The organism is Vreelandella profundi, from assembly GCF_019722725.1.
Lineage (GTDB): Bacteria > Pseudomonadota > Gammaproteobacteria > Pseudomonadales > Halomonadaceae > Vreelandella > Vreelandella profundi.
In genome coordinates, this window is the sequence record NZ_CP077941.1 from 3575324 (window position 1) to 3596987 (window position 21664).

Annotated in this window: 19 protein-coding genes; 10 read left to right on the top strand and 9 right to left on the bottom strand. The window is 54.7% G+C overall.

Annotated elements, in window-relative coordinates; all coding sequences use genetic code 11:
- Positions 1 to 2 precede the first annotated feature (2 nt).
- Positions 3 to 902 carry an NAD(P)-dependent oxidoreductase gene (locus tag KUO20_RS16420; protein ID WP_235040862.1) on the bottom strand — a complete coding sequence of 300 codons (900 nt, stop codon included), beginning with the start codon at positions 900 to 902 and terminating at the stop codon, positions 3 to 5.
- Positions 903 to 1081: 179 nt separating this feature from the next.
- Here KUO20_RS16420 and KUO20_RS16425 point away from each other — a divergent pair, with 179 nt between their 5' ends.
- Together KUO20_RS16425 and KUO20_RS16430 are read left to right on the top strand one after the other, a co-directional pair.
- Positions 1082 to 1822, top strand: a complete 741-nt coding sequence (locus KUO20_RS16425; protein WP_235040863.1) for a FadR/GntR family transcriptional regulator — start codon at positions 1082 to 1084, stop codon at positions 1820 to 1822.
- 18 nt (positions 1823 to 1840) lie between these two features.
- Positions 1841 to 3493 (top strand): thiamine pyrophosphate-binding protein, encoded by a 1653-nt coding sequence (locus tag KUO20_RS16430; RefSeq protein ID WP_235040864.1) that lies wholly within the window; start codon positions 1841 to 1843, stop codon positions 3491 to 3493.
- A gap of 154 nt (positions 3494 to 3647) precedes the next feature.
- On the opposite strand, the gene KUO20_RS16435 is transcribed toward KUO20_RS16430, so the two are convergent.
- The 5 genes from KUO20_RS16435 to KUO20_RS16455 form a co-directional block, all read right to left on the bottom strand.
- On the bottom strand, positions 3648 to 5069 hold the full coding sequence (locus tag KUO20_RS16435; RefSeq protein ID WP_235040865.1) for a c-type cytochrome: 1422 nt from the start codon (positions 5067 to 5069) through the stop codon (positions 3648 to 3650).
- Position 5070: 1 nt separating this feature from the next.
- The gene (locus KUO20_RS16440) at positions 5071 to 6660 is read right to left on the bottom strand and encodes a GMC family oxidoreductase (protein ID WP_235040866.1); all 1590 of its coding nucleotides are present in this window, start codon (positions 6658 to 6660) and stop codon (positions 5071 to 5073) included.
- 88 nt (positions 6661 to 6748) lie between these two features.
- Positions 6749 to 7306, bottom strand: coding sequence for a sugar dehydrogenase complex small subunit (locus KUO20_RS16445; RefSeq protein ID WP_235040867.1), 558 nt, complete (start codon positions 7304 to 7306; stop codon positions 6749 to 6751).
- Between the two features lie 97 nt (positions 7307 to 7403).
- Entirely contained in the window at positions 7404 to 8267 is an 864-nt protein-coding gene (locus tag KUO20_RS16450) for a YicC/YloC family endoribonuclease (protein ID WP_235040868.1), read from the bottom strand.
- 116 nt (positions 8268 to 8383) lie between these two features.
- Positions 8384 to 9397, bottom strand: coding sequence for a substrate-binding domain-containing protein (locus tag KUO20_RS16455; protein WP_235040869.1), 1014 nt, complete (start codon positions 9395 to 9397; stop codon positions 8384 to 8386).
- 361 nt (positions 9398 to 9758) lie between these two features.
- On the opposite strand from KUO20_RS16455, the gene KUO20_RS16460 reads away from it, so the two are divergent.
- The 6 genes from KUO20_RS16460 to rph all read left to right on the top strand — a co-directional run bounded on the left by KUO20_RS16460 (position 9759) and on the right by rph (position 16651).
- Positions 9759 to 10679 carry a substrate-binding domain-containing protein gene (locus KUO20_RS16460; RefSeq protein ID WP_235040870.1) on the top strand — a complete coding sequence of 307 codons (921 nt, stop codon included), beginning with the start codon at positions 9759 to 9761 and terminating at the stop codon, positions 10677 to 10679.
- Positions 10680 to 10770: 91 nt separating this feature from the next.
- Positions 10771 to 12258, top strand: a complete 1488-nt coding sequence (locus KUO20_RS16465; protein ID WP_235040871.1) for a sugar ABC transporter ATP-binding protein — start codon at positions 10771 to 10773, stop codon at positions 12256 to 12258.
- On the top strand, positions 12251 to 13249 hold the full coding sequence (locus tag KUO20_RS16470; RefSeq protein ID WP_235040872.1) for an ABC transporter permease: 999 nt from the start codon (positions 12251 to 12253) through the stop codon (positions 13247 to 13249). Before KUO20_RS16465 ends, KUO20_RS16470 begins: the two co-directional genes overlap by 8 nt.
- Positions 13246 to 14235 carry an ABC transporter permease gene (locus tag KUO20_RS16475; protein WP_235040873.1) on the top strand — a complete coding sequence of 330 codons (990 nt, stop codon included), beginning with the start codon at positions 13246 to 13248 and terminating at the stop codon, positions 14233 to 14235. The genes KUO20_RS16470 and KUO20_RS16475 overlap by 4 nt, the downstream gene beginning before the upstream one ends.
- A 12-nt stretch (positions 14236 to 14247) precedes the next feature.
- The gene (locus KUO20_RS16480; RefSeq protein WP_235040874.1) at positions 14248 to 15804 is read left to right on the top strand and encodes an FGGY family pentulose kinase; all 1557 of its coding nucleotides are present in this window, start codon (positions 14248 to 14250) and stop codon (positions 15802 to 15804) included.
- Between the two features lie 124 nt (positions 15805 to 15928).
- Entirely contained in the window at positions 15929 to 16651 is a 723-nt protein-coding gene (gene rph / locus KUO20_RS16485; protein WP_235042511.1) for a ribonuclease PH, read from the top strand.
- Positions 16652 to 16756: 105 nt separating this feature from the next.
- Here rph and KUO20_RS16490 read toward each other — a convergent pair whose 3' ends face one another.
- On the bottom strand, positions 16757 to 17524 hold the full coding sequence (locus KUO20_RS16490; RefSeq protein WP_096276796.1) for an exodeoxyribonuclease III: 768 nt from the start codon (positions 17522 to 17524) through the stop codon (positions 16757 to 16759).
- A gap of 141 nt (positions 17525 to 17665) precedes the next feature.
- Between KUO20_RS16490 and pyrE the strand changes: the two genes are divergently transcribed.
- Positions 17666 to 18331 carry an orotate phosphoribosyltransferase gene (gene pyrE / locus KUO20_RS16495; RefSeq protein ID WP_235040875.1) on the top strand — a complete coding sequence of 222 codons (666 nt, stop codon included), beginning with the start codon at positions 17666 to 17668 and terminating at the stop codon, positions 18329 to 18331.
- On the opposite strand, the gene KUO20_RS16500 is transcribed toward pyrE, so the two are convergent.
- Positions 18332 to 18802 (bottom strand): tRNA (cytidine(34)-2'-O)-methyltransferase, encoded by a 471-nt coding sequence (locus KUO20_RS16500; protein WP_235040876.1) that lies wholly within the window; start codon positions 18800 to 18802, stop codon positions 18332 to 18334.
- Between the two features lie 120 nt (positions 18803 to 18922).
- Between KUO20_RS16500 and rep the strand changes: the two genes are divergently transcribed.
- Positions 18923 to 20992: a DNA helicase Rep gene (rep, locus tag KUO20_RS16505; RefSeq protein WP_235040877.1), complete on the top strand. Its 2070-nt coding sequence runs from the start codon at positions 18923 to 18925 to the stop codon at positions 20990 to 20992.
- Positions 20993 to 21063: 71 nt separating this feature from the next.
- Here the strand turns inward: rep and KUO20_RS16510 are convergent, their stop codons facing one another.
- A complete protein-coding gene (locus KUO20_RS16510; protein ID WP_235040878.1) occupies positions 21064 to 21519 on the bottom strand; it encodes a c-type cytochrome in 456 nt (151 codons plus the stop codon).
- Between the last annotated feature and the right edge of the window lie 145 nt (positions 21520 to 21664).

Below are 21664 nucleotides of genomic sequence, written 5' to 3' on the forward strand. Positions count from 1 at the left end.
TCTTATTCTTTTAAGCAGGCTTGAACACCTGAAAGGTCTTCGTATGCTTTGATAACAGCCGTACAGCTTTCGCTACCGTGCCCCATAATTGAAGCAAGAGCGTAAGTGTTATGTACAGATTGAGCCATGAAAGCAGGCATTCCCGCTTTTCCCAGCCATTCTGCATAATAGCGAACGTCTTTTTGAGCGTTTTCTAACGACATATGTGGCGTAAAGTCACGCCTTAGAGTGAGGTCGCCATAAAGATCCATCATTCCAGACTTACCACCTGCTGCTGAAATAATATTAATAACTTTCGACATATCGAGCCCTTCTTTAGCGGCAAGAGCAAAGCCCTCACACCAAGAAGCCACATTCGCGAATGCTATATAGTTGTGTATCAGCTTAAGGCGGATTGCATGCCCTGATGGGCCGACATGAAATATGTTTTCGGAGTAAGTCTTAAAAACTGGCCGTAAACGCTCCAGTAGTGACTCTTCCCCACCAAATAAAATATTAACCTCGCCACGCTCAGCGTGAGCAGGTGTACGAGTCATAGGCGCTTCTGCGTAATTAATGCCCGCTTTAACGCAAGCGTCACGTAATAGGTCTACATGCTCAACCGAGACGGTCGTATGATCTAAAAAGACAGCATCTTTGGGTAAGGCTGCCAATGCGCCATCTGGGCCTAATGCCAAGGCTCGTACGGCTTCTGCTGTGGTAACACAAACAGCAAAAATATCAGATTTAGCCGCGATCTCGACGGCTGAAGCTCCTGCCGTTGCGCCATGCATAACAGCATCGGCTATCTTGTCTGAATCTAAGTCGAATACAGTGACGCTGTATCCTTTAGCACAGAGGTTTTTAACGAGACCACGTCCCATACCGCCCAGGCCTATAAACCCAATTCTTAGCTCTGGCATTAATGACTCCTTATTGTTTTTGAATTTTTTGCTTAGCAGGAGAGTAGATCACTTCCTATTGTCTGACAACTGTTTTTCAGCTATGTTTATGGTATAAATCTTCATCCCTTGCAACATTGATTTGGCTTTCAGCTCTGTACCGTCGCGAGAGTTTATAAAGCATCTAGGAACGTACCCTGATGAAGACACCAGTAACGTTTGAACGTATTGACCGGCCCCGCCGCTTGCCTGATGAAGTGGCCGCAGCGCTGACGGCGGCTATCGAAAATGGCCAGCTACGCCCCGGAGACCGCTTTCCTACCGAGGCTGTACTGTCTGAAAGCTTTGGCGTTGCCCGCACGGTTGTACGTGAAGCTATTTCGCTACTGAAATACGACGGCGTCGTTGATTCGCGGCGTGGGGTTGGAACCTTTATCACTGAAAACAGCAACCGGTCTGCCTTTCGCATTAGCCCTAGCTGCTTTGAAAAGCGTCAACAAATTATCAAATTGCTGCAGCTACGCGCTGAAGTCCAGGCGGGCGCTTCGGCACTGGCTGCAGAAAAACGCTCTATAAAGCAGATGCAGGGCATTGAAGAACGCTTCATTGAAATGGAGCGGCTGGATGCATTAGGCCCCGATGGCGCCCTTGAATCTAGAGTGGATATTGAACTCGATTTTTATCGTTTCATCACCGAAGCCTCAGGGAATGAATATTACATTGAAGTTATTGGCATGATTGAGGGCAATATCCAAAGCAATTTGCGTTCGGCTTTTCTCAAAAATGCAGCTGCGTCTGAGTTCGGCGTACCCATTATAAACGAGCATCGTGCTGTAAGAGATGCGCTTGCTACACAAGATATCGCGTTGGCTAGACAGGCGACACGCCTTCGTTTTGAACATGCCGCTGAGCGTATCGCGGCGCGTGAAGACTTTTTATAAGTAACAAGGACAAAAATTATGAATAACAAAAATGTTCGTCACGGTGGTCAAGTCTTAGTTGAAGCCCTGAAAACACAAGGCGTAGAACGCGTGTTTTGCGTTCCTGGTGAAAGCTATTTAGCAGCTCTTGATGCCCTTTATGAATCTGGCGTAGAAACGATCGTCGCTAGAAATGAGGGTGGAGCTTCAATGATGGCCGAAGCTGACGGTAAGCTAACAGGCCAGCCCGGTATCGCTTTCGTGACGCGTGGACCTGGCGCAACTAACGCTTCATGTGGTGTACATGTTGCGTTTCAAGACTCCACTCCCATGATCTTATTTATCGGCCAAGTTGCCAGCGACCAGCGCGATAGAGAAGCCTTCCAGGAGGTGGATTATCGTGCCATGTTTAATCCATTGGCAAAGTGGGTGGCAGAAATTGATCGCGTTGACCGAATTCCAGAATACATTAGCCATGCATTCCATGTTGCTCAGAGCGGAAGGCCCGGCCCAGTGGTGCTTTCGTTACCCGAGGATATGCTTTCTTCCGAATGCGATAATGTCGATATTGTACCGGCCGCCGTATTGCCTTCAGGAAAAGCAGCAGACAGCGATGTACATGCAGTATTAGAGCTATTAGCCTCCGCTGAACGCCCTTTAATCATCGCCGGTGGTGGCTCTTGGTCGCAACGAGCGGCTGATGCACTCGGCCAGTTCGCGCAGACAGCAGGCTTGCCAGTAGGCGCCTCCTTTCGGTGTCAGGATTACTTAGACAATAGGCACGCAAATTACATTGGTGATATTGGCATTGGCATTAACCCCAAGCTTGCTGAAAGAGTGCGTAATGCTGATGTTATTCTTGCATTAGGTAGTCGGCTGGGTGAAATGACCACTAGCGGATACACGCTGCTTACGCCACCGATGCCAAAGCAAACGCTTATTCACGTCCATGCCGACTCTTCTGAGATTGGCCGAGTATATCGACCTGACTTAGGCGTCGTTGCCAATGCCGCCGAATTCATTTGCCAGCTGGCAGAGGCGGCTAAAGCGCCTAAAACATCCAGAGAGCGGTGGATTAAAGAAGCCCGCGCTGATTATGAAGAGTGGCAACAGCCCCAACGCACGCCCGGCAACCTGAGGATGGAGAGCGTCATTGCACACCTCAACGAGGATCTTAGCGATGATGCCATCTTAACGAATGGCGCAGGAAACTATTCTGCTTGGTTACATCGCTACTATCGCTACCGCGGATGGCGGACACAGCTAGCGCCCACTAGTGGCTCAATGGGTTATGGTTTACCCGCAGCCATTGCGGCCAAGTTGCGGCACCCAGAACGCGATGTTATATGCCTAGCGGGTGATGGTTGCTTCCAAATGGCAATGCAAGAATTTGGCATTGCCTGTCAATACGGCGCTAACATCATTGTGCTGATTTCTAACAACGGCATGTATGGAACAATCCGAATGCACCAGGAGCGGCATTATCCTGGGCGCCCGTCGGGAACGAATATGCTAAATCCCGACTTTGCCGCTTTAGCAAAGGCTTATGGTGGCTATGGAGCAACGGTTACAAGCGACGAAGATTTTCCTACTGCTTTTGCCCATGCGAAAAATGCTGGCGTACCCGCAATTTTAGACTTAAAAGTTGCGCCGCAAGCGTTATCACCAAAACTCCTATTGGAATCGCCTTAAGCCAAGATATAAGGCTGGTCAGTTAGACCAGCCTTGGTAAAAAAGCATTATTTCCTTAAGCGAATTAATATTTAAAAGCCTAATTTTTCATAAAAATGAAAAACCATTGGCGCACAACTACCCATACCCGGCGGCGCCGGTATAAAAGCGTTCTTTAACGCTTTTTACGCCGTATCAAGAAGACAATTAGCCCTAATACCAGAAGCACAAAGATCACGCCTGCCGCAATCAACCAAGGCATGGCCTTCACCAGCAGCGGCGTTGGGCCGCCCTGGCGTAGCTCGGCAACGCGGGCAGCATCGACGTCAAGCTCGGAGTTGCCGAACTGGCTCAGCACGTAGTTGCTGACGGCGGCGACCTGCTCATCGTTTAGCTGCTCGCCAAACGCGGGCATGGCCACGATATAGTCATTGGTTTCACGGTGTACGCCCTGCAATACCGACATAATCAGATTATCGGCGTTGGCACCCTGCGTCGCGGTATTGTGTATCAGCGAGGGGTAGAACTGATCACCGGTGCCCTGACCGTCGATCTGATGGCAGCTAGCACAGGCGCCGTTATAAAGCGTCTGGCCGTCGGTGCTTTTACCATCGCTCATAGTCTGAGGATCATCGTTGCGCAGCGGCTCCAGCGTGGCAAGGCTTAAGGGTTCACGCTCGCGGGATGCCTGGCTGACATCAATGGCCGGGCCTGTCGCTATAGACGGCACCTGCTTCAAGTAGGCTGCCATGCTGTGCAGGTCATCATCGCTTAAATAGCGCAGGCTGTGCTCTATCGCCTCAGCCATGCCGCCACCGGCCTGTGCTTTGTTCTCAACGTGGCCAGTGCGCAGGTACTGCACCAGCTCTTCAACGCTCCAGTTGCCGATCCCGCTGGCATCGGAGGTAATATTGGGCGCATACCATCCACCAACGTTGGCCCCTGCCAGGTAGCGGTCACTGTTTTCTCCCATCAGCGCGTTACGCGGCGTATGGCAGGCGCTGCAATGCCCCAGCGTATCGACCAAATAGCGGCCTCGGTTGAGAGTGTCACTTTGTTCCGGATCGTGAGTATAGGCGTCGTCCAGGAATAAGAAATTCCATGCGGCCATGCTCACGCGGAGGTTAAAGGGAAACGGCAGCGATGTTTCAGGCGTCGGCTCGTCGACCGCTTCAACCCTGTGCATAAAGTAGCTATACAGCGCGTGAATGTCATCGTCGGTTAAGCCGCTATACGCGGTGTAAGGCATGGCGGGATAAAGATGAGCGCCGTCGGAACGAATACCTTCGGTTAGCGCACGTTTAAACTGTGCTTCTGAGTAGTCGCCAATACCGTATTCGCGGGAGGGCGTGATATTGCTGGCGATAATATCGCCCATGGGCGAGGCAATGACGTAACCCCCTGCAAAAGGCTGCCCAGACTCTTCCGGCGGACGGTGGCAGGCGGAACAATCAGCGGCACGCGCAAGATACTCGCCTTGTTGGATCAGCTCATCATCCACATTCGCTGCGTTACTGGGGCTAGCGGCACCACTTGCATGGCTGGCCAACGAAAACATAAAAGCGACACCTAGGAGCCAAGAGGACGGCAAGCGCATGTTAGATCTCCTTGGCGATGATGTCGGCAATGCGAATACTCAAAGCAACACCGGCAAGCGTGGGATTGATCACCCCTGACGCGGGGATAACACCGGTGGTCGCAAGGAACAGGTTATCGTGATCCCAAGTGCGGCATTCGCCGTTCACTACAGAGTCTTCGGCCTTGTCACCCATGATCACAGAGCCCATCAGGTGGTCACGATTCTGCCAGCCGGTGTCATCTTCAATCACCTGGCCGTTCATGAGGCGCACAAAGTTGGCGTAGTCACGCTTCGCGACATCAGCGGCTGCTTTTACATAGTTATCAACGCTGTAGTTAACCGTCAGCATGGGAATACCCAAGGCATCCTTGTAGCGCGTGCTGGGTCTAACGGTGTTATGGGCGTGGGGCAACATCTCGAACACCGTGGAAATATCCACCCAGCGGGCGGCGTCATGGCGGATGCGGTCGTCAAGCTCAGGGCCCACAATCAGATTATCCAGCAAGCGCTGTGTAACGGCCGTGTTGGGCACCATATTGGTTAAAGCGTGCTTGATGGCCGAGTGCTCGCGACGGAAGTCGCCATCGCGCCAGTTAAAGATACCGCCCTGCTGAACAGGCCCACGGCCCGGCCAGACCGGTTCATCGGCCAGGAACTGCAGCCCCATGCCGGTGTGATCCATCAGGTTACGGCCCACCTGATCAGACGAGTTGGCCACATCAGAAAGCAGCAGCAGTTTAGGAGTTTCCAGGCCATGGGCTGCGACAATAAAGTATTGCGCGCTCAGGCGAGTGTCGTCACCGTTAGAGCTGCGATAGTGCACGGCGGCGATTTTACCGTTGTCGCCCTTTTCAAGGTGGTAGGCGGTGGCATCGGTGATTAGCTTGGCGCCCGCGTTTTCAGCGTGGCGGGCGTGAACGTCGCCGCTGTACATGGCGCCAATCGGGCATACCGGCATGCAGTTATTATTGCCGCTACAGGCGGGGCGGCCATCCCAGGGCTTATGGGTACGGGCGTTGGGCTCGTGAATGAAATGGTAGCCTTCAGCGCTGATTCGATCCCTAATGCGCTGAAAATAATAGGTATCAGCCTCTGGGGAAACGGGGTAAGGCTCCGAGCGCGGAGGCCAGGCATCGCCGCCCTGCCCGCTTTGATCATCGGTATCGCTGCCGGAAACGCCCAGGGCTTTTTCAGCGCGCACGTAGTAAGGCTCCAGCTCGTCATACTCAATCGGCCAGTCGCGCCCTACGCCGTAAAGCGTTTTAAGCTTCATATCGCTTGGAATATAGCGCCACGTTGCCGCCGCCCAGTGCCAGGTCGTGCCGCCAACGAGCTTCAACATGCCGGGAAACAGGTCGAAATCACCGGTGTTTTCGATGTAGTTTTCCTGGTAGGAGGTCGGCGCCCACGGTGCATTGGGGTAAGGGTCGTTGAAATTTCCCTTTCGCGAGGAGGTGCGGAAGTTTTCAACAATCTTCCAGCGCGGCACATGCTCACCCGCCTCAAGAATAATCACCGATTTTCCCTGTTGAGCGAGTTCAAAGGCGGCATTGTTGCCTAGTGCGCCCGAGCCGATAACAATCACATCCGCGTCAAATTGCGTAGCCATGGTAATAAACGGTCCTGAATCAAAGAATCAATACGCTCAACCCGGCGCCTGTTAGCAAACCGGGGGCGTACTTTGGTATAAGTAAGGATTAATCGGTGGCGATGCTGGCAGGCGGGTCGACCCAATAGTCGGAGTGACCGCGGGAATACGTTGGAATAACCGTGGCGTCGATGGTCGGCTCGAACATCAGCGCCCCGGTATAGGTAATAAAGCGGGTGTTATCGGTAGCACTATGCCCTTCAACGCTCCCGGTGAACCCTAAATACCAGGCACTAATAATGGCAATCGCCGCTTGCGTTAGCGCCTCTGGCTGGGTTGCGGCAAAGGCTTTGAAACTGCGCATATCGGTAAGGTTGGCATCATCCATCGCCTGGACCAGCAGCCGCTGGTGATCGGCAAAACGTTCGTCGCTATCCAGCAACGCCTGCCAAACGCGCCCAGCGATACGGGCATCCAGCGCCTCTCTCCCGGTTAAGCGTTCGGAAAGCATCAGGAAATCCTGAATAGCCTGCTCGCTGGTGGCGTCGGGGCTATCCGCCCAAGTACGCGTCGCCCAAGGAAAAAAAGCGGCAGCAGAAACAGCCGCCATGCCACCCAATAACTCACGCCGGGAAAGACAAGGTGTCTTAACTGCGTTGTTTTTCATGGAATTCATTGATAGTCCACGCTTATATTAGCAGGCTAATTAATAGTCAAAATTATACGCGCCCCAATATGCTTATCAACTTTAATCGCAGTTTAAGCTACTCAATATTTTGTATCTGTTCCCGCATCTGCTCAATCAGCACCTTAAGCTCCACCGCGCAGCGAGTGGTTTCAGCCACCACAGATTTTGACGAGAGCGTGTTGGCTTCGCGATTGAGTTCCTGCATCAGGAAATCCAAACGGCGGCCTTTGGGGCCTTTCTGGGCGAGCTGGTGGCTCACTTCTTCGATATGCGCCGTTAGGCGATCCAGCTCTTCATCTACGTCGGCTTTTTGCGCCACCAGCACCAGCTCGGCTTCAAGACGTTGCGGGTCGAGTTCGGTCTTGGCGATTTCTAAACGCTCCAGCAGCTGGGCGCGCTGGCGCTCCAGAATCTGTGGCAGCAGGCTGCGCACGGTGGCGACCTGTTCGCTTACTGCCGTCAGGCGGGCGGTGATCATCTCGGCGAGCTTTTCACCTTCGCGGGCGCGGGCGTCAATCAGCTCGTCGAGCGCCTGGTCAAACAGGGTTTTAGCAGCGGCTTTGATGGCATCTTGATTCAGGTACTGGGTTTCCATCACGCCGGGCTGGTTGAGTAATGCCAAGGTAGTTGGCGGTACGGCGCTGGGCACCTGCTGCTGGATAGCCGCCAGGGCATCGGCAATTTCTTTGAGCCGCTGGGCGTTAACCGCAGGCGCGGTGTTAGCCTCGGCGGCTTCAAAACGCAGGCTACATTCCACCTTTCCGCGCGCTAGACGGTTGCGCAGGGCATCGCGCATTACCGGTTCTAAGTCACGTAAGGTGTCGGGAAGGCGAAAATGCGGCTCTAAATAGCGCTGGTTAACCGAGCGAATCTCCACCTGAAGGGTGCCGAAAGGGGCGGCCTGCTCGGTTCGAGCAAAGGCGGTCATGCTGTGCGTCATTGAAAAACCTGTAGAGAAATTAGCGTGATGGAAGTGTAGAGCATTTATCACCACTCTTGCTTTCAATTGACTCTCTATTCATTCGACGCAGTCAGTGCTGTGCGAAGGGGCAAAGATCACACACCAATGATGTCTGGCTGAACCTCAATGAGCAGTCGGGCGTCTGGCGATGGCGTATCAATCACCTCGAAGACGCGATCAATCATCTCGCCTACGTTTTGTCGCGCCATGATCAGGTGAGGGTGAAACGCGGCGGCCAGCGGGTCCCAGTCAAAACACCCAACAATCATGTCATCTAGCTGGTAGCCGCCCTGCTGAAGCCAGCGCACGACCCCTTCCAACGAAATCGTTGAGTTGACGAACATCGCGCTGGGAAGCGTGGCGCGGGGTCGCATATACGCCTCTAACGCGACCTGGGCCTTATCGGCGGCATAGTCGCAGGGAAGGATGTCCGCCTCCGATGTGGACAGCCCCCGTTCAGCGCGGGCCTGAGTGAAACCGGCAATCCTTTCGCGCGTGTTGTGGTCTTCGCTGCGCCCACCAATAAACAGGATGGCGTCGTCACGCGCAGCCTGCCCGGCCAAGCGGCCAAGAATGGCGTTGGTGAGCTGCCGCGCGCCTTCCCGGTTATCGGAAATAACTGAAGGTGCCTTGCTGCCGGGCAAATCCAGATTAATACTCGCCACGCCGCTTTCGTCGCACATCGCAGAGATAGTATCCGGATCAGTCACCCCGGTACTGACCAAACACTCGACCCGGTAGGCGAGCATCATGCGCGCCGCCTCACGCTCCTGTGCCGGGTCGCGGTTGGTACAGGCGACAATCGCAAACAGGCCGCGCTGGCGCGCCTGGGCTTCAAAATGCTGTGCAATCGAGCTGAAGTAGCGGTTGTCGTAGAGCGGCAGAATCATGCCGATAATACCTGAGCGCTCTCGGCGCAGCGCGCGTGCCTGCATATTGGCAGAATAGCCTTCGCTGTCGGCGAGAGAGAGGATTTTGTCGGCCAGCTTTTGGCTAATACGACGCCGTTGCCAAGAGCCGTTGAGCACGGCACTGACGGTACTAGGCGAGGTGTCGGCAAGCCTGGCCAGATCGTAAATGGTTAGCCGCTTAGGTGGCTCGCTTACCACGTAACCGCTCCTTGAAATAGATAAAAGTAGCATTGACGTGATTTCATAATGGGTCAATGCTGTATAATGCACAACCGATTGTGCATGCTAAGTTAAGAAAACAGATTTTGAGTGTTTACGCATCGCTTGATTAACGTTCAACGCCTTCAGCGTTATGACACTCTCCTAGCATTTTAGGACATAAAGCATCGATGCCTTTTTGACATAGGACAACGCATGTCGGCACCGTCAAAACGCTTCAATGCACTCCATTCCACTGGCTGGGCTAGCCAACAGCAAGCAGACAATGACAATGACAATGAAATATAAAGCACTTCTTACCGCCGTCACACTCACAAGCGTCATCGGCAGCAGTGGCGTAATGGCTCAGACGTCCCCTACTATCGCTGTGGTGGCGAAGATAGGCGGCATCCCTTGGTTTAATGCCATGGAAATGGGCATTGAGCAAATGGGTGAGGAATTAGGCGTTGAGGCTTATATGGTCGGGCCCACCAGCGCCGACCCAGCCTTGCAGGTACGCGCGATTGAAGACCTGATCAGCCGCGGCGTCGATGTCATCGGCGTGGTGCCCAACGACCGTGAAGTGCTGGAGCCAGTGCTGGAGCGCGCTCGCGAGCAGGGCATTATCGTGCTGACCCACGAGAGCCCCGAGTCGGTCAATATCGACTATGACTTTGAGATGATTTCGGCGCAGCAGCTCGGCGAAGAGCACGCCAAATTGCTCGCTGAGACCACCGGCTGCGAAGGCTCATACGCTGTTTATGTGGGCGGACTAAGCGTGCCTGCACACAATGCTTGGGCAGATGCTGCCGTGAACTGGCTGGACGACAATTGCGCAGGTTTGACCCAGGCGGCAGAGCGTTTCGGCGTGGCCGAGAGCGTCGACGATAGCCGTAATACCACCCTCGACCTGCTGCGTGCTCATGAAGACCTGGCGGGCATTATGTCGTTTGGCAGTCAAGGCACCATCGGTGCCGCTCGCGCGGTTAAAGAGCGTGGCCTAGAGGGCGATGTTGCCGTGATGGGGCTTTTCTCGCCGGGTCAGGGGCGTCGTCTTGTGCATGAAGGCGTGATTACTGGCGGTTTCCAATGGAGTCCGCTGGAGGCAGGAAAAGCGTTCGTTGCTCTCGGCGAGATGCTCTATAACGGCGAAGAGATTACCGATGGCGCTGAGCTGCCGGTACTCGGTGAAATCACCCTGGACGGTCATACGATCTTTGCTTCGCAGCCGCTGGAGCTGAGTAAAGAGACCGTGGATGAGCTGGCAGAGCTCGGCCTGTAAGACTGCTTATTCATATCGTGTCAACACTGCCGCGCTCAATGAGCGCGGCAGTTATGTTAAGAGAGCCATCATGTCTAGAGAGGAGCCGCCGATGAGCGAGATCGCGATTCGAGCGCGTCATGTTAGCAAGGTCTTCGGGCAAAGCCGGGTACTCGATGACGTCGAATTCGAACTTCGCCGTGGTGAGGTTATGTGCTTGGCGGGCGAAAACGGCTGCGGCAAAAGTACGCTCATTAAAATTATCAACGGCGTTTACAAGCCTGAGCCAGGCATTGAATTTACATTTGGCGATGAAACTCTCTCAGCCATTAATCCGCTAGAGGCGCGCAGCCGAGGCATCCACGTCATCTGGCAGGATCTTGCGCTCTTTCCGCACTTAACCGTCGCGGAGAATATCGTCTTTGATGACTATGTTTCAAAGCCGTGGCGGCCGATCTCTTATAAAGAGGCGCTGAAGCAGTCGCGCGAGATTATTCAGCAGTTTGGGCTCAATTTAGACCCTACCGTTCGCGTGGGCGACCTTTCAATTGCCCATCGTCAACTGGTCGCAATCTGCCGCGTGCTGCGCGCAGGAGCCAGCATTATTTTTATGGATGAGCCCACCGCTTCTCTCACCTACAAAGAGGTGCATGCGCTGTTGGCGATTACCCGCTCGCTGGCAGGAAAAGGTATTTCGATTGTATTAGTCAGCCATCGGCTGGCAGAGGTGCTTGAGGTTTGCCAGCGCGTCACGGTGCTACGCAACGGCCTGCTCGTGGGCACCTATCCGACTGAGGGAATGACTCAGGCTCGACTCTCCACCTTGATGACCGGTCTTGAGCTAGAGTTCACCCCCCGGGCTGAAACGCAGAAAGGCACAACCGTACTGGAACTTAAGCAACTAAGTCGTGAAGGCGAGTTTGAAGATATTTCTTTTACTCTACATCGCGGCGAAATTCTCGGCCTTACCGGCTTGCTTGGCGCAGGACGCACGGAAATCGCCCACACCATTTTCGGCATGACAAAACCCTCCTCAGGCGAGATCTACAAGGATGGTCAGTTACTCAGGCTGCGCTCCAACCGCGACGCTGTGCGTAACAAAATCGCCTACCTCTCGGAGGATCGACTCCATCTTGGCCTAGTACAGAACCAGTCAATTAATATGAATAGCGCCGTCACTGTACTGCCTTCCCTTGAGAAGCCGCGCGGCTTTCTCTCGCCGCGGCGTATTAAGGCGCTGACCGCACACTGGGTCGAGCAACTGAAGACTAAGGTGAGTGATGCCGAGCTTGCGGTCTCGTCGCTCTCCGGGGGTAATCAGCAGCGCATCGCCCTTGCCAAGTGGCTGGCGACTAAGCCTGAGGTGCTGATTCTTGACTGCCCGACCATTGGCGTCGATGTAGGGGCTAAGGCAGGCATTTTTGACATCATCCGTGATCTTGCCGATCAGGGCGTGGCGATTATTTTGATCTCCGACGAAGCGGGGGAAATTTGGATGAATGCCGACCGCGCGCTGGTACTTCGTGAAGGGCGCATTTCCACTGAAGTGATCCCCTCAGAAACAACGGAAGAAGCGCTGGAGGCGATCATTAATGCGTAATCTTTTATCGCGTACACGACTCGGCACCGAAGGGGTGCTGCTAGGCATTATTCTGGCGCTCTCGATGGTGCTGGCGCTGACCACCGACAGTTTTTTAAGTCTTCAGAACCTGTTTGATCTGCTCAACAATCAGTCAGTCAATATCATATTTGCCGTCGGGCTGGTGGTCGTACTCATCGCGGGGGGCATTGATATCTCTTTTGCGGTGGCCGCCTCGGTGGTGCAGTACGTGGTGATGACGCTACTTATCGACACCATGGGGGGTGGCAGCTGGCCGCTGGGCATCCTGCTCTCAATGCTGATGGGCACTCTGCTGGGACTCTTTAATGCGCTGCTGATTCATCGTTTTCGAATTGTCTCGATTATCGTCACCATCGGTACCTTTAATCTTTTCTTCGGGCTGCTGATGTACTTCACGGGCGGCGTATCGATTTACGATATTCCCGACTGGCTCTACTACTCGATTCCGCTGCTAGATCTTCCTGCTGAACGCGGCTCGGCCACGCTTTACTTCCCAGCTGCCGTCATGACAGTGATGGTCGTGCTCACCTGGTTCATTCTGGCGCGTACCGGCTTTGGGCGCACTATTTACGGCTTTGGCTCAAGTCCCGAGGCCGCCCGCCGCTCAGGTGTGAGTGTTTGGAAAATTCACGCCTTTGCTTACGGCTGGCTGGGGCTATGCGCGGGTGTAGCGGGCCTGATGCAGGCACATATTGTACAAGAGGTTGTGCCCAACGCCTTGATCGGCCAGGAGCTGCCCATTTTGGCTGCGGTAGTGCTGGGCGGCGCGACGCTGGGCGGTGGGCGCGGCTCAGTGCTTGGCGCCGTGCTCGGCGTACTGCTGCTCGCCGTGGTGCAAAATGGTCTGAACTTGTTGGGCGTTACTCCTTACGCCTTCCGCATGATTGTCGGGCTAATTATTTTGATCGCTATTACGACCAGTAACCTGGGCAATCTGTTGCCCCGTTCAACCAGAGCGAAAAACGTATGAATAAGCCTCTGAACACGCCATCCAGCACTGGCATACGCCTGGGTGGCGATACCATTGAAGTAATGGCCATGACGGCCCTTTTAATCGCCAGCATCGTTTTTTTCTCACTGCTGGCACCGGGCTTTCTCACCGCGACTAATTTTAACTCGATGTCGATGCAGTTGCCGGAGCTCGGGCTGCTTTCGTTGGCGATGCTGGTACCGATTATTTCCGGCGGGCTCAACCTCTCGGTCACCTTTACCGCCAATATTGCGGGGCTCACCACCGCTTGGCTGGTGCAGGGCCTGCTAGCAGGCATGGGCATTCTAAGCGTTCCCATGGCGATTATAGTTGGGCTTATTGTAGGTGCCGCTGCTGGTTTTTTAATCGGCTTTATCGTTGCTTACGTGGGTGCGCATCCCATTCTAGTGTCGCTAGGCGCGATGATTTTTCTGCAGGGCGTGGGCGAGTTTTTAACTCGCGGTGGCGGTATATCGGGTATGCCGCCAGTATTTCAAACTATCGGGAGTGGAAGTTTGCTGGGCGTGCCAATTCCCATGCTGATCTTTCTCGCCGCCGCCGCCGGGCTTATGTACGTCATGCACTTCACCCGCACCGGGTTCTCGATCTATATGCTCGGCTCCAACCCCCGTGCTGCCGAGTATTCGGGCATTAATGTGAAACGCGTTCTGATTACCGTCTACACCATTTCCGGTCTGCTCGCGGGTCTCGCGGGCATGGTTATGCTCGCTCGCTTCAATTCAGTGCGCGTAGGCCACGGCGAGAGCTATCTGCTGATTACCGTGTTGGCGTGTTTTCTGGCCGGAGCGAACCCCTTTGGCGGTTTTGGCCGCGTACTGCCACTGGTGCTGGGCTTAATGAGCCTGCAGGTGATCGCCTCCGGTATGAACCTGATGGGCGCTAGCCAGCATCTAGCCACCGCAGTCTGGGGTGCTTTTCTAATTATTGTGATGGCACTGCGTATGCCGTTTATCAAACAGTCGTGAGTAAGGTTTGCCATGAGTCATCAAGCACATGTTCTGGGTATCGATATCGGCACTGGCAGCGCTCGGGCGGGCATTTTCACGCTTGATGGCGTGATGCTTGCCGAGGCGAAAACACCCATTGCGATGCATCGCCCTGCCGAGCACCACGTAGAGCAGAGCTCCACGGATATCTGGAACGCAGTGTGCAGCGCCACCCAGCGTGCCCGCGAGGCTGCGGGCTTGGCGCCTGACGCCATAACCAGCATGTCGGTGAGCGCCACCTGCTCGCTCGTGCTGCTGGATCAACAAGATAAGCCACTTGAGCTCTCACCGGGTGATGAGGCGTGGAATATCATCGTCTGGATGGATCACCGCGCGACTGCTGAGGCCGCCGAGTGCACGGCCACCAACGCCGCACCAATGGTTAATCTGGGCGGTGTGATGTCGCCCGAGATGCAGATGCCTAAACTAATGTGGCTCAAGCGAAACCGCCCCGAGCTTTACAAGCAGATTGGCTACGCCGGAGACCTCGGTGACTGGTTAGGCTTTAAGTGTACGGGCTCCATTGAGCGTTCGGTATGTATGCTCGCCTGCAAGTGGACGTTTGATCCACGCCCTGGGTATGGCTGGGATCACGGCTTTCTAGATCAAATCGGTATGCAGGATGTGCTTGAGCGCGCCCGTTTAAGTGACCAGGCGCGCCCCGTTGGGGTAACGCTGGGACAATTAACCGCGGCGGCGGCCGCCGACCTGGGCCTAACCACCGATTGCACCTTCGCTGTCGGTATGATCGATGCCTACGCAGGTGCCCTTGGCACCCTCGGCAGAAGTCTAACCGACGCCCCTGAGAAGCGCCTGGCAGTGATTGGCGGCACCTCCACCTGCCATATCGGCGCCCAGCCAGAACGGCGCGAGGTGCCGGGCGTGTGGGGCCCTTATCCTGGCGCGCTGTGCAATGGTTTTGTGGCTAACGAAGGTGGGCAGAGCATTACCGGCGCGCTGCTGGATCACTTAATAGCGATGTTCGCCGCCGGCAGTGAATTTGGCGACGATGTGCACGGTACGCTTTCCGATGTGCTGCTGGAGCGCCTGAAAAACGGTGATCCTGCGCCGCATACTCACGTCTGCCCCGACTTCATCGGCAACCGCTCTCCGCTGGCGGACCCAGAAATTCGCGGCACGATTACCGGGCTCACGCTAGATACTCCACGGGAGAGTTTTATTAAAGTCTACTGGGCTGCCGCCACCGCCCTGGTATACGGCACTCGGGCGATTATCGAGCGACTGAATGCGCATGGTTATGCCATTGATACACTGCACTTAAGCGGTGGCCACGGCCGCTCGGCATTACTGCGCAAGCTATATGCCGACGGCACCGGCTGCCAAGTTATCCTGTCTGATGCACCCGAGCCCGTACTGCTTGGGGCTGCCGTGGCGGCGATGGCTGCAAAAGCCAATGGCGACGTATTGAGCGTTGCGAGCGAGTTATCCCCTAGCGAGCAGGTACTGGCGCCTGACTCAGCAACATATGAGCTACATGCAGCGCGATATGCTGCTTTCAAGCAGCTCTACGCCGGGCGGCTCGATTAACAACCACAGTTCCCGGGCCTTAAACCCATAAGCGCGCCCCGAGACGTGTACAATGAAAGGCTTTTCCTAGTTTCGCGTTTATTGAGAGGTACTATTTGTGAGCAGTGCTACGCGTCCTGATGTTGTGCGCCCCAGCGGCCGCCAAGCCGACCAGCTCCGCGAGATTCGCCTGACCCGCGACTACACACGTCATGCGGAAGGCTCCGTGCTGGTGGAGTTTGGCGACACCAAAGTGCTGTGTAATGCCAGCGTTGAAGCCGGCGTGCCACGCTGGCTACGCGGCAAAAATCAGGGCTGGGTTACCGCTGAATACGGCATGCTGCCCCGCGCGACGCACACGCGTAGTGGCCGTGAAGCGACACGCGGTAAGCAAGGTGGCCGTACGTTAGAAATCCAGCGTTTGATTGGCCGTAGCCTGCGCGCAGCGGTGAATTTGAAGAAGCTGGGTGAGTTTACCATTACGATTGATTGCGACGTTATTCAGGCCGATGGCGGTACGCGTACCGCGGCGATTACCGGTGGTTGCGTGGCGCTGATGGATGCGATCCGCTACCTGCAGCGTGAGAAAAAGATCAAAAGCGACCCCTTCAAGCAGTTGGTGAGCGCCATTTCTGTGGGCATTTATAAAGGCGTACCGGTGCTGGACTTGGACTACCCGGAAGACAGCAAAGCCGATACCGATTTAAACGTAGTGATGACCGAAAACGGCGAACTCATCGAAGTGCAGGGCACCGCCGAAGCCGGGGCTTTCACCCGCGCGGAGCTGAACAGCATGCTCGATTTGGCCGAGCAAGCGGGCGATGCGTTACGCGAGCATCAGCGCGAAGCGCTGGGTATGCGTGGTTAAACATTAACGCACGCTAAAAACGCAACAAGCCGACCCAAGGGTCGGCTTGTTGCTTAGTTACCACTTAAAACTACTGCGACGCGGGAAAAGTGCGCTGACTAGTGCTTAAAGCGCTAGATCGTACTCAATGATTAACGGTGCGAACTCGGAGAAGGTCGCATCATAATCAATCCACGCGTCAACCACATGGCGGCGGAAGTTGGGGCCGACTAACTGATAGTCGATCCGCCAGCCTTCTTGGCGTTCACGGGGCACGTCTTGGTCAAGCTTCGGCCACCAAGTGTATTCACCCGCATCGCGGTTAATTTCGCGGAAGGTGTCGATAAACCCGGTAGGGCCAAGCACCTGATCCATCCAGGCGCGCTCTTCCGGGCGGAAGCCTGATGTCAGCTGATTGTCCGACCAGTTGGCCAAATCGACGGTTTTATGGGCAACATGCCAAGTACCGCAGAGGATGTATTCGCGGCGTTTGCGCGACATCTTCGTCAGATACTCTTGGTACTGTTCCATAAATGCCTGTTTGGCTTTTTGATCGCTTCCGTCAGGCATCAAAAAGGAGACAATGCTGAAGCGTTCATAGTCCGCCTGCAGAAAACGTCCTTCATGGTCACACTGAGGAAACCCGAGGCCATACATAATCGCCTTGGGAATTTTGCGGCAATAAAGTGCCACGCCGGAGAAACCGTCTTCTTCGGCATCCAGGAAGTAGCCTTCATAGCCTTCCGGATACAGAATGTGGTCACCCAGTTCAAAACTTTTCGCCTTAATATTCTGCACACATACGACGTCGACATCCTGCTGAGCCAGCCAGTCCAGGAAGCCACGCTCGACGGCATCACGAATACCATTAACATTGATGCTGGCAATTTTCATAAATCGTCCCTTTTGCGTCGCTGCTGTATGATACCCGACGTTTAGACGTTTGGGTAAAGGCAGCGACTAAAACTTGCCATTTACCCCACTTTTATTGTTGCTTTCGTACCTATTTAAACTTACCACCTAGTGAGGAACGCCGTGGCCACTACTCTACAACCCTACCAGCACGATTTCATTGCCTTTGCCATTGAGCAAGGTGTGCTTAAGTTTGGCGAGTTTACGCTTAAATCCGGCCGCGTTAGTCCCTACTTTTTTAACGCTGGGCTATTTCAAACCGGTCGCGCACTAGCCAAGCTGGGGCGATTTTACGCTCAGGCGATTGTCGATAGCGACCTAAACGCTGATGTGCTGTTTGGCCCAGCGTACAAGGGAATTCCGCTGGCGGCGGTCACGGCCGCATCCTTGGCTGATCATCACGACAAAGATATGCCTTACGCCTTCAACCGTAAAGAGGCCAAAACCCACGGTGAAGGTGGCAACATTGTTGGCGCGGCGCTTTCAGGCAATATTCTCATTATTGATGACGTTATCACCGCAGGCACGGCGATTCGCGAAGTAATGAGTCTGATTGAACAAAGCGGCGCGCGTGCTGCCGGGGTGATCATTGCCCTTGATCGCCAGGAGCGTGGCCAGGGCGAACAGAGTGCGATTCAGGAAGTGCAGGCCCAGTACGCGATGCCGGTGGTCAGTATCGTCACTCTAGAGCAAGTGCTTACTTACCTTGAAGAACACGCCGGTGGCGAGATGCTGGCCTATGCGGAAGCGATTAGAGCTTATCGTGATCGCTACGGCATTAACGGCTGATTAGATGGACTGCGCGCCTTCAAACCCTTGTTGGCGCCACGCTTCGTAGCTCACAATAGCCACGGCGTTGGAAAGGTTAAGACTGCGGTTATTGGGCTGCATGGGCAGGCGCAGTTTTTGCTCAGCGGTGAGCGCTTCGTGTACTTGGGGCGAAAGCCCGCCGGTTTCAGAACCGAACAGGAGCACATCGTCGGGAGCAAAGTCAGCATCGCTGTAGCTGCGCGTGCCTTTGGTGGTAACCGCCCAGATGCGTCGGCCCTGCATGGCCGCTTGAAAGGCGCTAAAATCCGCGTGACGGGTAACGTTAGCGAGATCACGGTAATCTAATCCGGCGCGACGCAGCTTTTTCTCTTCCAGGTCGAAGCCAAGCGGCTCAATCAGGTGCAGTCGGCAGCCGTTATTGGCAACTAAGCGCATGATATTGCCCGTATTGGGCGCCATGCGTGGTTCAAAAAGCGCTACGTCAAACATCTCCACCTGCCTATTGTTCGCTCATTTTTGCATTCGCCCAGTGCTGCCGATTGTAATGGAAATAGCACTTAAAATCGTACTCGAAATAACGTGTAACACCCGCAGAGGACTACCTTCGCCATGACGCCCTCCACACCTAAGAGCATTCTTAGCCGCATTAAAGGGCTAAATCCACGCCAACAGGAAGCCGTGCGCTACATTGATGGCCCTTGCCTGGTGTTGGCGGGCGCAGGCTCGGGCAAAACCAGCGTTATCACCACCAAAATTGCTTATTTAGTCCAAGAATGTGGAATGAGCGCCCGCAGGATCGCTGCCGTTACGTTTACCAACAAAGCCGCCCGTGAGATGAAAGAGCGCGTAGGCCAGATGCTTCACGGTAAAGAAGGCCACGGGCTAACGGTTTCCACCTTCCACACGCTGGGGCTGAATATTATTCGCGGCGAGCTGAAAACCCTGGGCTACAAGCCGGGCTTTTCACTGTTCGACCCGGAAGACGCCAAGGCGCTTCTTCGCGATTTAATGAACAAAGACGCCCAGGTAGATGCCGAGCAGATCAACGCCGTGCAGAGCAAGATTTCTACCTGGAAGAATGATTTAGTGCTGCCGAGCGACGCGCTTTCGTTTGCGGCGGATGACGATGAGCATTTTGCTGCACGGGTGTATGAAGCCTACGTGCGCCATCTAAAAGCCTATAACGCGGTGGATTTTGACGATCTGATTTTGCTGCCGGTGGTGCTTTTACAGCGCGACCCCGAGGCGCTAGAGCGCTGGCGGCGTAAAATTCATTACATGCTGGTGGATGAGTATCAGGACACTAACGTCTCTCAGTACCTGCTGGTGAAGCTTTTGATGGCCGATCGCTCCACCTTTACCGTGGTGGGCGACGATGACCAGTCGATTTATGCCTGGCGTGGCGCCCGGCCTGAAAATCTAGTAACCCTGGGCGAGGATTTTCCGCGTTTAAAAGTGATTAAGCTGGAGCAGAACTACCGCTCTACCGCCACTATATTGCGCGCGGCCAACACGCTGATTGCCAATAACCCCCACGTATACGACAAAACGCTGTGGTCTGATATGGGTGACGGTGCGCCGATTAGAGTCATCGTCAACCGCCATGAGGAAGCTGAATCTGAGCGCGTTGCCAGTGAAATGCTGACCCGGCGTATTAAAGAAAAGGCCAACTGGCGCGACTTTGCCGTGCTTTATCGCGGCAACTTTCAGGCACGGTTATTAGAGCTCAAGCTTCAGCACTACCAAATTCCTTACAAACTTTCCGGCGGTACGTCGTTTTTCTCGCGTAACGAGATCAAAGACACCATGGCCTATCTACGCCTGCTGATTAATCCCGCCGATGACAACGCCTTTTTACGCATTGTGAACGTACCGCGTCGTGAAGTGGGCCCTGGAACGGTAGAAAAGCTCGCTAACTACGCCACCGAGCGCTCGATTTCGCTGTTTTCCGCGAGTCATGAGCTTGGGTTGGAGCAGGTATTACCGACACGAGCCGTGGAGCGGCTGTCGCGCTTTACCCACTTTATTGACGGCGTGCGTAAGCGCATGGATCAAGGCGATGCGATTGCCGCCATTCGTGACATGCTGCGGGATATGGATTACGAGGCCTGGCTGTATCAAAACGCCAGCGCGCCCACCGTCGCCGAGCGGCGTATGGGCAACGTGTGGATTTTGATCGACCAGTTAGAAAAGTCGCTCAACCGCGACGCTGACGACGATACCGATGCCACTGAGACGGAAACCGACGGCATTGAAGCCGCGATTTCACGCTTAGTGCTGCGCGATATTCTGGAGCAACAAGCAGAAGAAGATGACTCTGATCGCGTGCAGCTACTGACCATGCACGCCTCGAAAGGGTTGGAGTTTCCGCATGTTTATCTGCTGGGCCTGGAAGAAGATCTATTGCCACATCGCAACGCGATTGAGGTAGGCACCGTTGAGGAAGAGCGTCGGCTAGCGTATGTCGGCATCACCCGGGCACGGCGCACGCTGACACTAACGCTTGCCCGCCAGCGCAAAGCCTATGGCGAGCTGATGGATTGCCAGCCAAGCCGCTTTTTAGAAGAGCTGCCCGCCGAAGATTTAGAGTGGGAAGGCCGTGCGGATAAAGAAGATCCCGAAAAGAAGCAGGCGCGGGGTAAAGACGCGATTGCCGGGCTGCGATCGCTGCTTGGATAATAAAAATCATCCACAGGCCGACATTCAAAACACCCTGTGGATAAGCTAAAGCGTTATTTCAGCACTGGCGATTATTGGTCTTCCGCAATCATGTAATCAACAAGCGCCATCACTTCTTCATCGGAAAGAGTGGGGCGGCCACCTTTTGCTGGCATGGCGCCAATACCATTAATCGCACTGGCATATAAGGCATCAGTGCCTTTTGCCAAACGCGCTGCCCAGGCCGCTGAATCGCCTAGTTTCGGAGCGCCCGCGATGCCGTTAGCGTGGCATACGGCACAGCCCGCACTGGTATAAAGCGCGGCAGTATCGATGGAGCTAGCGGAATCAACTTCGCTGGCGGCCGCCTCTTCTTCGACGCTTGCATCAGCAGCAGCCAGAAGAACGGCCGTTCCGCACTCTTGCCCCTGTAAACACAGCTTACCTACCGGCGCTAAACGCTCGGCCATCGCGTCATGCTCACCTTCTTCAGCAAATGCGCCTGCTGCGCCCGTAAGCACGCTGAGAGCCACTAGACCGCTGATCATTCCCTTCGCTATCACTCTCGTCCCCTTTTGAGTACGGTCTTTTAACATTTATTCTTAACCCTGAGGGCGTGTGCATCAATACCACCGGGGCGCCAAGACGTGCGTATTGAACGAGTATAGCGGCAACACAAAGCGCAAGAAATGC